The organism is Streptomyces sp. NPDC032091, from assembly GCF_055580265.1.
Genome location: NZ_JBVILR010000025.1, coordinates 93,896 through 105,619, shown reverse-complemented (window position 1 = coordinate 105,619; position 11,724 = coordinate 93,896). Strand labels below are relative to the sequence as shown.

General features: G+C 71.6%; 13 protein-coding genes. 9 read left to right on the top strand and 4 right to left on the bottom strand.

The genetic code is table 11. The features are described from left to right. Positions 1 to 210 precede the first annotated feature (210 nt). The 8 genes from ACZ5NJ_RS31535 (at position 211) to ACZ5NJ_RS31500 (ending at position 6,982) form a co-directional block, all read left to right on the top strand. The gene (locus tag ACZ5NJ_RS31535) at positions 211 to 1,323 is read left to right on the top strand and encodes a ScbA/BarX family gamma-butyrolactone biosynthesis protein (protein WP_468769300.1); all 1,113 of its coding nucleotides are present in this window, start codon (positions 211 to 213) and stop codon (positions 1,321 to 1,323) included. Between the two features lie 23 nt (positions 1,324 to 1,346). Further along, positions 1,347 to 2,114: an HAD family hydrolase gene (locus tag ACZ5NJ_RS31530; RefSeq protein WP_468769299.1), complete on the top strand. Its 768-nt coding sequence runs from the start codon at positions 1,347 to 1,349 to the stop codon at positions 2,112 to 2,114. 48 nt (positions 2,115 to 2,162) lie between these two features. Beyond that, positions 2,163 to 3,197: a 3-oxoacyl-ACP synthase III family protein gene (locus ACZ5NJ_RS31525; RefSeq protein ID WP_468769297.1), complete on the top strand. Its 1,035-nt coding sequence runs from the start codon at positions 2,163 to 2,165 to the stop codon at positions 3,195 to 3,197. Between the two features lie 61 nt (positions 3,198 to 3,258). Continuing rightward, complete coding sequence (locus ACZ5NJ_RS31520; protein ID WP_468769295.1) at positions 3,259 to 3,453, top strand: hypothetical protein; 195 nt, start codon at positions 3,259 to 3,261, stop codon at positions 3,451 to 3,453. A gap of 110 nt (positions 3,454 to 3,563) precedes the next feature. Further along, a complete protein-coding gene (locus ACZ5NJ_RS31515) occupies positions 3,564 to 4,832 on the top strand; it encodes an MFS transporter (protein WP_468769293.1) in 1,269 nt (422 codons plus the stop codon). Between the two features lie 48 nt (positions 4,833 to 4,880). Beyond that, complete coding sequence (locus ACZ5NJ_RS31510; protein WP_468769292.1) at positions 4,881 to 5,186, top strand: putative quinol monooxygenase; 306 nt, start codon at positions 4,881 to 4,883, stop codon at positions 5,184 to 5,186. A gap of 122 nt (positions 5,187 to 5,308) precedes the next feature. Then, the gene (locus tag ACZ5NJ_RS31505; protein ID WP_468769291.1) at positions 5,309 to 6,163 is read left to right on the top strand and encodes a cyclase family protein; all 855 of its coding nucleotides are present in this window, start codon (positions 5,309 to 5,311) and stop codon (positions 6,161 to 6,163) included. A 93-nt stretch (positions 6,164 to 6,256) separates the two neighbouring features. Further along, a complete protein-coding gene (locus tag ACZ5NJ_RS31500) occupies positions 6,257 to 6,982 on the top strand; it encodes an SDR family oxidoreductase (RefSeq protein ID WP_468769289.1) in 726 nt (241 codons plus the stop codon). 95 nt (positions 6,983 to 7,077) lie between these two features. On the opposite strand, the gene ACZ5NJ_RS31495 is transcribed toward ACZ5NJ_RS31500, so the two are convergent. The 4 genes from ACZ5NJ_RS31495 to ACZ5NJ_RS31480 all read right to left on the bottom strand — a co-directional run bounded on the left by ACZ5NJ_RS31495 (position 7,078) and on the right by ACZ5NJ_RS31480 (position 11,287). Beyond that, complete coding sequence (locus ACZ5NJ_RS31495; protein WP_468769288.1) at positions 7,078 to 7,521, bottom strand: MarR family winged helix-turn-helix transcriptional regulator; 444 nt, start codon at positions 7,519 to 7,521, stop codon at positions 7,078 to 7,080. Positions 7,522 to 7,622: 101 nt separating this feature from the next. Continuing rightward, on the bottom strand, positions 7,623 to 8,672 hold the full coding sequence (locus ACZ5NJ_RS31490) for a 2-oxoacid:ferredoxin oxidoreductase subunit beta (protein ID WP_468769287.1): 1,050 nt from the start codon (positions 8,670 to 8,672) through the stop codon (positions 7,623 to 7,625). Then, positions 8,665 to 10,527, bottom strand: a complete 1,863-nt coding sequence (locus tag ACZ5NJ_RS31485; protein ID WP_468769285.1) for a 2-oxoacid:acceptor oxidoreductase subunit alpha — start codon at positions 10,525 to 10,527, stop codon at positions 8,665 to 8,667. The genes ACZ5NJ_RS31490 and ACZ5NJ_RS31485 overlap by 8 nt, the downstream gene beginning before the upstream one ends. 1 nt (position 10,528) lies before the next feature. Next, entirely contained in the window at positions 10,529 to 11,287 is a 759-nt protein-coding gene (locus tag ACZ5NJ_RS31480) for a 2OG-Fe dioxygenase family protein (protein WP_468769283.1), read from the bottom strand. A 136-nt stretch (positions 11,288 to 11,423) separates the two neighbouring features. Here ACZ5NJ_RS31480 and ACZ5NJ_RS31475 point away from each other — a divergent pair, with 136 nt between their 5' ends. Next, positions 11,424 to 11,720, top strand: coding sequence for an acyl carrier protein (locus ACZ5NJ_RS31475; RefSeq protein ID WP_468769281.1), 297 nt, complete (start codon positions 11,424 to 11,426; stop codon positions 11,718 to 11,720). Positions 11,721 to 11,724: the final 4 nt, after the last annotated feature.

Here is an 11,724-nt window from a genome sequence, read left to right as displayed (position 1 = left end):
AACAAAGAATGGCGGGGGAGCTCCCCTCGGTCCTGCCCCCCCCCCCCCCTCCTCCTCCCCTCTTGGGGGGGGGCCCGTTGTGTCTTTGTTTTTCCGGCCCCTGGCCCCCCGCGGCCACCTCCCCGCACGCGCACGCGCACCCGCACCCGCACCCGCACCCGCACCCACCGACCACAGGAACCACCACAACCGCGACAGGAAGCCAGGCCCATGATCACTGCACCAGCCGCCGCGCCCGTGGCCGCACCCGCGCCGCCCGCGCCGCCCGCCGCGCTCCCCGCCCTGGACTACTCCCGTACCGTGGACCGGCTGCTGGTCCACCGGGACGCCCTGGGGGAGGTCTTCCTGACGGACCTCCAGCCGATCGACGACCAGCGCTACGCCGCGGGGGCCCAGCTGCCCCGCTCGCACGCCTACTACGGGGACCACCTGCTGCGCCCCGGCTGCCACGACCCGCTCCTGCTGCTGGAGGCCTGCCGGCAGGCCGCCCTCGCCGGCGCCCACCGCTTCTACGGGGTCGCGTCCGACAACAAGTTCATCCTGACCCACCTGCGGCTGCGCCTGGACCGGCCGCAGATGGTCGTGGTCGGGGCGGCGCCGATCAACCTGGCCCTGCGGATCACCATCGCGGACCGCAAGGAGCGCGACGGCCGGGTGACCGGGCTGGACTACGAGGTCGACCTCACCGTCGGCGGCATCGTCATCGGCCAGGCGGCGGTCGGCCTGCGCTTCAAGACGCCCACCGGGTACCTCACGCTGCGGCTGAACAACCGCGACGGCGTGGCGCTGCCCTCCTCCGCCGCGTACCCGGCCAGCACGCCGGGCACTCCGTCGGCCCCGCACCTGGTGGGGCGGTCCAACCCCGACAACGTGGTCCTGGTGGACACGGTGGTCGCCGGCGACACCGCGCAGGCCCTGCTGCGGATACCCGCGCAGCACGCGAGCCTGTTCGACCACCCGCAGGACCACCTGCCGGGGATGGTCATCGCCGAGGGCGCCCGCCAGCTCGCCCTGTTCGCCGCGCTGGACATCCGCGGGCTGGCCGGGGCGAAGACCCTCGTCACCGAGCTCGACGTGGTCTTCACCCGGTTCGGCGAGCTGGAGGTCGAGACGGTGCTCAGCGCCCGGGCGGGCGGCGGAGGGGACTCCGGACCCTCCGCCCCGCTCTACACCCAGGGCGGCGTCCTGGAACCGCAGGACGCGGACGAGCCGGACCCGCGGCGGGCCGCGGCGCCCGACCAGGTCCCCGTACGGGTGGAGGCGACCCAGCGGGGCGAGTCGCTGTGCGTCTTCTCCTTCGTCCTGACGCGGCTGACGTCCTGAGCACCCGGAAAGGTCCGGCAGACATGACAGTGATGACGCCAGTGCAGGCGGCGGCCGGGGCGACGGCGGGCAGGAGCACGGCACGGGCGGCGGAGCCGCCCGCCGGCACCGCGGCGGGGGCGGTGAACGGAGCGGCGTTCAGCGACGTGGACGAGACGTTGATCCGCATGAAGAGCATGTTCCGTTTCCTCGCGTTCCACCTGCGCCGGCGCGGCGAACCGCCGGCCACCTACGAACGGCTGACGGACGGACTGCGCGAGGCGGCCCGGCGCGGCGAACCCCGGGAGCAGGTCAACCGGCGCTACTACCGGCTGCTGGCGGGCGAGTCCGTCGAGGCCCTGGAGCGCAGCGGACGCTCCTGGTTCGCGCACGAGCAGGCGCGGCCGGGCGGCCCGTACCTCCCGGAGGTGGCGCGGGAGCTGCGCGTCCACCGGGCCGCGGGGCGCCCGGTGGTGCTGCTCTCGGGTTCCTTCTTCGCCTGTCTCGGCCCCATCGCCGAGGACATCGGCGCCGACCACGCGGTGGGCTCCCGCCCGGTGGTCCGGCGCGGGCTGCTCACCGGTGAGGTGCTCGTCCCGATGATCGGCGCGGCCAAGGGGCGGGCGGTGCACCTCAGCGCGGCCCTGCGCGGCTTCGACCTCGCGCAGTGCTCGGGGTACGGGGACCACAGCAGCGACCTGCCGCTGCTGAGTGCGGTGGGCCGCCCCGTGGCCGTGGGCGACGATCCCGAACTGGCCGCCCACGCCCGCCGGCACGGCTGGAGGAGGCTGGAGGCCGGCGGGCATGCCTGACCTCCCGGCGGGCCGCGTCCGGCGGCCCGCCACACCACTGGAGAGACCATGAATCGCATCGGAATCCTGGCCACCGGCTCCTATCTGCCCGCCACGGTCGTCGGCAACGAGGAGATCGCCCGCAGCTCGGGGGTGACGGACGAGTGGATCGTGCGCAAGACCGGCATCCGCGAGCGGCGCCGGGCCGACGACCGCGACGCCACGTCCGACCTGGCCGCGCGGGCGGCCCGGGCGGCCCTCGAACAGGCCGGCGTGGCCGCGCGGGAGGTGGCGTACATCGTCCTGGCCACGTCCACGCCCGACCACCCGCAGCCGGCGACCGCCAGCATCGTGCAGCACCTGATCGGGGCGGAGAACGCCGCCGCCTTCGACATCAACGCCGTGTGCAGCGGCTTCGTCTACGCCACCACGGTGGCCGAGAGACTGCTGCGCGCGGCCGAGCCGGGGCGCTACGCCCTGGTCATCGGCGCCGACATCTACTCGCGGATCCTCGACTACTCCGACCCGAAGACGTCCATCCTGTTCGGCGACGGGGCGGGCGCCGTGCTGCTGGGCACGGTCGCCGAGGACCGCGGCATACGGGAGACGAGCCTGCTCACCCGCGGGGACCAGTACCGGCTGATCAGCGTGCCGGCGGGCGGCAGCCGGATGCCGGCGAACGACCGCACCCTGAGCGAGGGCGCGCACTTCTTCCGCATGGACGGACGCGGGGTGCGCAGCTTCGTCCAGGACAACCTGCCGGGGGCCCTGCACGAGCTGCTGGCCAAGGCCGGCACCCGCCCCGAGCACGTCCGGCACTTCGTCCCGCACCAGGCCAACGCGGTGATGCTGGGCGAGGTCTGGCCGGCCCTGGGCCTGACCGGGGCCACCATGCACCTGGCGATGGAGCGGTACGGCAACACGGGCTCGGCCTCCGTCCCGGTCACCCTCGACCTCGCCCACCGCCGGGGGCTGTTCGCCGACGGGGACGGCGTCCTGCTGGCCGGCTTCGGCGGCGGGATGACCGTGGGGGCCGTGCTGGCCGACTGGGCCCCCACCGCGTACGCCCGGCCCCGTACGCAGGAGCTGGCCGCCGTCCGCTGACCCCTGCGCCACCCCCCGTTCCGTTCAGTTCCGTTCCGTTCCGTTCCGGAAAGGCATCGCCATGGACACCCACACCTTCGACGGCGGGCGCGGCTTCGGCTCCGCCGCGGTGGACGACGAGGCGGACGTCCGGGCGCTGCTGCGCGCCCGGACGGTCCGCCGCCAGCGGACCGTACTCCGGCACGCCGTGGAACACTCGCTGCACGCACGGCTGTTCGGGGAGGTGTCGACCGCGGCCGGCACCTCCCCGAGCTAACAGCCTTCTGACGACCATCGATTGACATCGCGTCATAAGACATCTTATGGTTGCCAGGCATCATCTATTTCATCGAAACCGTACCCTTGTTCCCGGTTAGGAGGAGCTCCGTGTCCGACCACCGATCCGGCAATCGCGCGAGCACCGTGGCCACGACCGTGGGGCTGAGCCTGCTGGCGCTCAACCTGCGCCCCGCCATCGGCAGCGTCTCGCCCGTCCTCGACGACTTACAGCAGTCCCTCGCGCTCAGCGACTCGGCCATCAGTCTGCTCACCACCCTGCCCGTGCTGTGCCTGGGCATCTTCGCGGCGGTCTCACCCGCCCTCTCCCGCCGCATGGGCACCCCGGGCGCCCTGGTGCTCGGCTTCGTCCTGCTGATCGCGGGCATCCTGCTGCGGCTCGACCAGTCCGTCTGGGCGATGTTCGCCGGAACCGCCCTGGCCGGGGCGGGCCTGGCGATCGGCAACGTCCTGATGCCGGCGGTCATCAAGAGCGCGTTCCCCGACCGGGTCCGCCTCTTCACGGGCATCGGCACGGGCATCCTCAGCGCCGGCGCCGCCCTCTCGGCCGGCTTCGCCGTACCGCTGAGGGACGCCACCGACAGCTGGAGCGGCTCGCTCGCCCTCTGGGCCGTCCCCGCCGCGCTCGGCCTCGTCGCCTGGCTGCCGCTGCTCAAGGGCTCCAAGCCCGCCGCGGCCTCCGGCCCCGTCCCCAGCCAGGGCTCGCTGCTCGGCGACGCCATGGCCTGGCAGGTCACCGGCTACCTGGCACTGCGCGCCCTGGTGTACTTCACCGCCCTGGGCTGGCTGCCCACGATCCTCGCCGACCTCGGCTACAGCAACTCCTCCTCCGGCGCACTGCTCTCGGTCGCGATGCTGGTCAGCGTGCCGGGCGCGCTGTTCGCCCCGATCCTCGTCGGTCGCAAGGGCACCACTCCGATGGTCGTCGCCATCGCGGTGGCCGGCGCGGTCAGCCTGCTGGGCCTGCTGTGGGCTCCGGCCGCCGCCGCCCTGTGGGTCGCCGTCCTGGGTGTGACCCTGGGCGCCGGGCACGCCATGGCCCTCACCTTCATCGGCATGCGCTCGCCCAACCCGCAGACCGCCGCCCAGCTTTCGGGCATGGTGCAGACCATCGGCTACCTCGCCGGCGGCATCGCGGGCCCGCTCCTGCTCGGCCTGCTGCACGGCGCGACCGGCGGCTGGACCGTCTCCCTGCTCCTGCTGGCCGCCTTCACCCTCCCCGAGCTGGTGCTCGGCCTGCGCTCCGGCCGCAACCGGGCCGTGCGTCCGCGCCTGCGCGGCGAGTCCGCCGCCACCCCGGTGCCGGCCGCCGCCGCGGCCGCCGCGCCGGCGGCGAAGACGCCCGCCCTGCGCGACTGACTCCCCCGCACTCCCCCTTCCCGCGTCCCCACCCCCAGGAGTAATCCCATGTACCACGTCGCCGTCGCCTTCGACGTCCAGCCCGAGCACCGCGAGGCGTTCATCGCCGCCGCCCACGCGGACGCCCGTGACTCGGCTGTGGACGAGCCGTTCACCCAGCGGTTCGAACTCGTCGAGGACGAGGTGGACCCCAACCGCTTCTACCTGGACGAGGTCTACGACGACGCCGTCTCGTTCGACAAGCACATGGCGGGCCCGCACTTCGCCAAGTTCTTCGAGCGCATCAACGGCCTCGCCCAGGGTCCCACCTGGCTGATCCGCGGCCACCGCGTCGTCGACACCGCCGCCGCCTGACCCTCCACCCCGCCCCCTCCGCATGCCCGGCGGCCGGTCCCCCACCCGGCCGCCGTCCTCCCCCTCCCCCTCCCCCGCCCCAGACCCCCGACCCACGAGCCCGATCCAAGGAGATCCCTCCCATGTGCAGCCCCCAGGTGATGGAGCTGGTCCACGGCGAGCCCGGACACAGCTGCGCCGACCACGCGACGGACGCGACCGCCCCGGCGGACGCCGCGCTCGGCCAGGACGGCCCCCGGCCCGCCGAACGCCCCCGGACCCCCGCCCCGCTCATCCGGGGCAGCCGGGTCAGCGACCTCACCCACGCGTTCGGCAACGACTTCCCCGTGCTCGAACCCATCGTCCTCAAGCCGAACATCGAGCACTTCGCCGACATAGCCTCCGAGGGCTTCAACGCCAACAAGCTGGAGATCGACGAGCACACCGGCACCCATGTCGACGGCCCGGCCCACCTCGTCGACGGCCCGGTCTACACGGACGAGATCCCGGTCGACCGGCTCATCGCCCCGCTGTGCGTCATCCGCATCGGCGAGCGGGCCGCGAAGGACCCCGACACCACCCTGACCGCCGACGACATCCTCGCCTGGGAGCGCCGCCACGGCCGGATCCCCGATGGGGCCCTGGTCGTCATGGACTCCGGCTGGTGCTCCCGCATCGACACCCCCGGCGCCTACATCAACCGCGACGCCGACGGGATCCCCCACTTCCCCGGCCTCGGCTTCGACGCGGCCGAACTCCTGGTCCGCGAGCGCTCCATCGTGGCCGCCGGCACCGACACCCCCAGCCTCGACGCGTCGAAGAACCTCCAGATCGACGACCCGGGCGCGCACCGCATCGTGCTGGGCGACCTGCGCTACGGCGTGGAGAACATCGCGAACCTGCACACCGTCCCCGATGTCGGCGCCACCGCCATCATCGGCATGATCCGCCACCGCAAGGGCTTCGCGGGCCCCTGCCGCATGTTCGGCATCCACTGAGGCGCCGATCCGCACGCTCGACCGTCGAAGTCCGGCACCGGCGCGTCCGGTGCCGGACTTCGCACGTCACCGCACAGGAAGAAGGACCACCGCATGACACGACACCCCCGCCCGGTCGCCCTCGTGACGGGCGCCAACAAGGGCATCGGCAGGGAGACCGCCCGGCAGCTGGGTCTGCGCGGCATGACCGTGCTCATCGGCGCACGCGACACCGCCCGGGGCGAGCGCACGGCGGCCGCCCTGCGCAACACCGGGATCGACGCCCACGCCGTCACCCTCGACGTCACCCGGGAGGAGACCGTCAAGGCCGCCGCCGCCGTCGTCGAGGACACCTACGGCAGGCTCGACGTCCTGGTCAACAACGCGGGCATCGTCGAGGAGGACCTCCCGCCGAGCGGGACCACCGCGGAGCTGGCGGCCCGGATCTACGCCACCAACGTCTTCGGCGTCATCGCCACCACCCATGCCCTGCTGCCCCTGCTGCGCGAGGCGCCGGCCGGGCGGGTGGTCAACCTCTCCAGCCGCCTGGGTTCCCTCGCCAAGGCCGCCGACTTCGCCGCCCCGCACCGGATGCTGCTCGCCTACAACTCCTCCAAGGCCGCGCTGAACTCGCTGACCGTGCACTACGCCCGCGAGTTCGCCGGCACCGCCCTGAAGGTCAACTCGGCCACGCCCGGCTACGTGGCCACCGACCTCAACGGGCACCAGGGCACCCGTACCGTCGAGGAGGGCGCCCGGATCGTCGTCACGCTGGCCACCCTCGACGCGGACGGCCCCACGGGCGGCTTCTTCGACGACGCCGGACCGGTCGACTGGTAGCCGCGGGAGCACGCACGGACGTACGGACGTACGGGACGAGGCGGCGGCCGGCCCCCTGGGGGGCGGCCGCCGCCTCGTCGGCGTGGCGGGGGGCGTCAGCCCTTCGGGCTCCAGGCGGAGACCGCCTTCTCACAGCGGTCCAGCTGGTCCAGGAAGGACCGGGCCTCGCCGGGCGCGAAGCTGGCGTCGAGCAGCTTCTCGATCTCCTCCACGACCACGTCGGCCTCGCGGAACAGGGCCTTCCCCGCACTGGTGAGCCGGACTTCGAGGATCTGGAGGTGGATCGGGTGCGGCGTCCGCTCCACCAGCCCCCGGCCCTCCAGGGTCGACAGGACCGACGACATGGTCTGCGGGGTGACCATGCAGCGGCGCGCGAGGGCCGCGCCGGAGAGCCCGGACTGCCGCGACAGTTCGAACAGGACGCCGTACTGCGGAACGTTGATCTTGAACGGGCGCAGCGCCGCGTGCTTGGCGGCCGTCAGTTCCTGCTCCAGCCGCTTGATGCGCTGTCCCACGCGCTCTTGTTCCGAAGTCACCATGGACACAAGCCTACCCTCATACTCCTTATTGTTGTATGCCCTCTGTGGAGTATCCAAGTCCGTATGCGGCGGGACTCCGGTCGGGGCTCCGGCCCGGTGGGTCAGCGGGCGACCGTCCAGGTGTCGTTGCCGGTGAGGAGGGCCCCAAGGTCGGCCTTGCCGTAGCGCTCCACGGCGGTCTCCAGCTGGTCGGCCATGAGGGTGTCGTAGACGGGGCGCTCGATGCTGCGGAAGACGCCGATGGGTGTTTGGTGGAGGGTGTCGGGGTCGGCGAGGCGGGAGAGGGCGAAGGCGGTGGTGGGGGTGGCGGCGTGGGCGTCGTGGACGAGGACGCGGGCTTCGTTGTCCGGGGTGACGGTGACGACTTCCAGGTCCCCGGTGCGTTCGTTGCGGATCACGCCCTTGGCCAGGTCTGTCCCGAAGCGGATCTGCTGCCCGTGCTCCAGGCGGATGACGGCTTCTTGGGCCTGGTCTTTGTCCTTGAGGGCTTCGAAGGCGCCGTCGTTGAAGATGTTGCAGTTCTGGTAGATCTCGACGAGGGCGGTGCCGGGGTGGTCGGCGGCCTGGCGCAGGACCTCGGTGAGGTGTTTGCGGTCGGAGTCGACGGTCCGGGCGACGAAGGAGGCCTCGGCGCCCAGAGCGAGCGACACCGGGTTGAAGGGGGCGTCGAGGGAGCCCATGGGTGTCGACTTGGTGATCTTGCCGAGTTCGGAGGTGGGGGAGTACTGGCCTTTGGTGAGGCCGTAGATCCGGTTGTTGAAGAGGAGGATCTTGAGGTTGACGTTGCGGCGCAGGGCGTGGATGAGGTGGTTGCCGCCGATGGAGAGGGCGTCGCCGTCGCCGGTGACGACCCAGACGGAGAGGTCGCGGCGGGAGGTGGCGAGGCCGGTGGCGATGGCGGGGGCGCGGCCGTGGATGGAGTGCATCCCGTAGGTGTTCATGTAGTACGGGAAGCGGGAGGAGCAGCCGATGCCGGAGACGAAGACGATGTTCTCGCGGGCGAGGCCGAGCTCGGGCATGAAGCCCTGGACGGCGGCGAGGACGGCGTAGTCACCGCAGCCCGGACACCAGCGGACCTCCTGGTCCGACTTGAAGTCCTTGGCGGCGAGCGGGGCCTCCGCCCTGGGGACCAGGGACAGTGCCTCAGCCATCGACGGTCTCCTTCAGGGCCGTGGCGAGCTGCTCGGCCTTGAACGGCATGCCGTTGACCTGGGTGTGGGAACGGACGTCCACCAGATACCGGGCGCGGACGAGGGTGGCGAGCTGGCCCAGGTTCATTTCCGGGACGACCACCCGTTCGTAGCGTTTCAGGACCTCGCCGAGGTTGCTCGGGAAGGGGTTGAGGTGGCGCAGGTGGGCTTGGGCGATGGGGGTGGCGGCGAGGCGCAGGCGGCGGACGGCGGCGGTGATGGGGCCGTAGGTGGAGCCCCAGCCCAGGACGAGGGTGCGGGCGCCGTCGGGGTCGTCGACCTCCAGGTCGGGGACGGTGATTCCGTCGATTTTGGCCTGGCGGGTGCGGACCATGAAGTCGTGGTTGGCCGGGTCGTAGGAGATGTTGCCCGTGCCGTCCTGCTTCTCGATCCCGCCGATCCGGTGTTCCAGGCCGGGTGTGCCCGGGACCGCCCAGGGGCGGGCCAGGGTCCGCGGGTCGCGCTTGTAGGGCCAGAAGACCTCGGTGCCGTCGGGCAGGGTGTGGTTGGGGCCGGTGGCGAACTGGACGCTCAGGTCGGGAAGGTCGGCCACGTCGGGGATCCGCCAGGGCTCGGAACCGTTGGCGAGGTAGCCGTCGGAGAGCAGGAAGACCGGGGTGCGGTAGGTCAGGGCGATGCGGGCCGCCTCCAGCGCGGCGTCGAAGCAGTCCGCCGGGGTGCGCGGGGCGACGACGGGCACGGGGGCCTCGCCGTTGCGGCCGTACATGGCCTGCAGGAGGTCGGCCTGCTCGGTCTTGGTCGGCAGGCCGGTCGAGGGCCCGCCGCGCTGGATGTCCACGATCAGCAGCGGCAGCTCCAGCGAGACGGCCAAACCGATGGTCTCCGACTTCAGCGCCACCCCCGGACCCGAGGTGGTGGTCACCCCCAGCGCCCCGCCGAAGGCGGCACCCAGCGCCGCGCCGATGCCGGCGATCTCGTCCTCGGCCTGGAAGGTCCGCACACCGAAGTTCTTGTGCTTCGACAGCTCGTGCAGGATGTCCGAGGCCGGCGTGATCGGATAGGAGCCCAGGTAGAGCGGCAGGTCGGCCTGGCGGGCCGCCGCGATCAGCCCGTAGGACAGGGCCAGGTTCCCCGAGATGTTGCGGTAGGTGCCCGTGGGGAACGCGGCCGTCGCCGGCGCGACCTCGTAGGAGACGGCGAAGTCCTCGGTGGTCTCCCCGAAGTTCCAGCCCGCCCGGAACGCCGCCACGTTCGCCTCGGCGATCTGCGGCTTCTTCGCGAACTTGTGCCGCAGGAAACTCTCCGTGCCCTCCGTGGGACGGTGGTACATCCACGACAGCAGACCCAGCGCGAACATGTTCTTGCTGCGCTCGGCCTCCTTGCGGGTCAGCCCGAAGTCCTTGAGCGCCTCCACCGTCAACGTCGTCAGCGGCACCCGGTGGAGGTGGTAGGCGTCCAGGGAGCCGTCCTCCAGCGGGGAGGTCGCGTAGCCGACCTTGGCCATCGGGCGCTTGGTGAACTCGTCGGTGTTGACGATGATCTCCGCCCCGCGCGGGACGTCGGCGATGTTCGCCTTCAGGGCGGCGGGGTTCATCGCGACCAGCACGTTCGGCGCGTCACCCGGAGTGAGGATGTCGTGGTCCGCGAAATGCAGCTGGAACGAGGACACCCCGGGCAGGGTCCCGGCAGGGGCACGGATCTCGGCGGGAAAGTTCGGCAGCGTCGAAAGGTCGTTGCCGAAGGACGCCGTCTCCGAGGTGAAACGGTCACCCGTCAGCTGCATACCGTCACCCGAGTCACCCGCGAAACGGATGACCACCCGCTCGACACGGCGGATCCCGGTGGTCGTCGTCATGTCAGGCGGTCTTCTCTTTACGCTCTTCGCGCTCTTCGCGCCGCAGCTCCGGGGCGTGCTTGTAGCCCATGATCAGTACGTCCCGGACCGCCGCCTTCGTCGGGTCCACGGGGTGGATGGGGCGGACGGCGTGCAGGATCTGCCCGTCGGACCAGAACATCGTGTCCATCTGCTCGGTCAGGCAGAACTCGGCGACGAGCTCCCGCTCCAGGCTGTAGACCTGGGACTCCCCGCCGTCGGCGTTGAAGCGGCCCATCAGGTGGATCGCGCCGAAGTCGACCTCGTCGCGGTGCGGGCCCTCCGGGGTGGGCTCGCCCGTCTCGTCCGGGGTGCTGACGATCCGGAACTGGTGGCACTGGACGTCCCAGGGGTCGTCCAGCCAGGACTCCTCGGGGACGGGGAAGTTCTCGAAGTTGGCGCGCAGCAGCCGCGTCAGGAGCGGGTTGTCCAGGGTGGTGCGGCTCAGCGGGGCCACGTCCCGGTCGATGCCGCCGGCGTAGTCGTTGGCGTTCATCGACTGGAAGTACGGGCGGTGGGGGCGCAGCCGGACCTCCCCGGTGCGGGGGACGAAGAAGAAGCGGTCGTACGCGCGCTCGCGGAAACGGGAGCCGCCCTTCAGGTACCGGTCCGTCTCCAGGTTCTCCCATTCGGCGGCCAGTTCCTTGACGTGCTGCCGCAATTCGGCGTCGATGACGAGCCGGTCGGCCGGCAGCAACGAATATCCGTTGGCCCGCAGTTCTTCCCGTGCCTCGGTCTGCATGATTTGGCTCCTCCACGCCGGATCTCACACTGCGCTTCCGAGGTTCCCACGGCGCTGCTGACGCTGAACTGACAGCGTGCGCGCGTCAGATGGACGTCAGCCGGTGGTCACGCGGCCTCTGCTTCACTCGGCCGGTATGACAGAACTTCTCATGTCCTCGCCCCGGACGGAACGCCGGACGGTCCTTGAGGAAATCGTCGTCGCGGAATTCAAGAAGGCGCTGCTCATGCCCGACGACGAGGAGCTGCCCCTGGACGACAGCTTCTTCGAGCTCGGCATGACGTCCCTGCTGCTCACCATGGTCAAGCAGCGGCTGGAGGAGCGGCTGGGGCGGGGCATCAGCAGTACGGCCCTGTTCAACCAGCCCACCGTCGAGCGGCTGACCGACCATCTGGCCTCCGACGTGCTGGCCGACATCTTCGACGCGAACTGAGAGA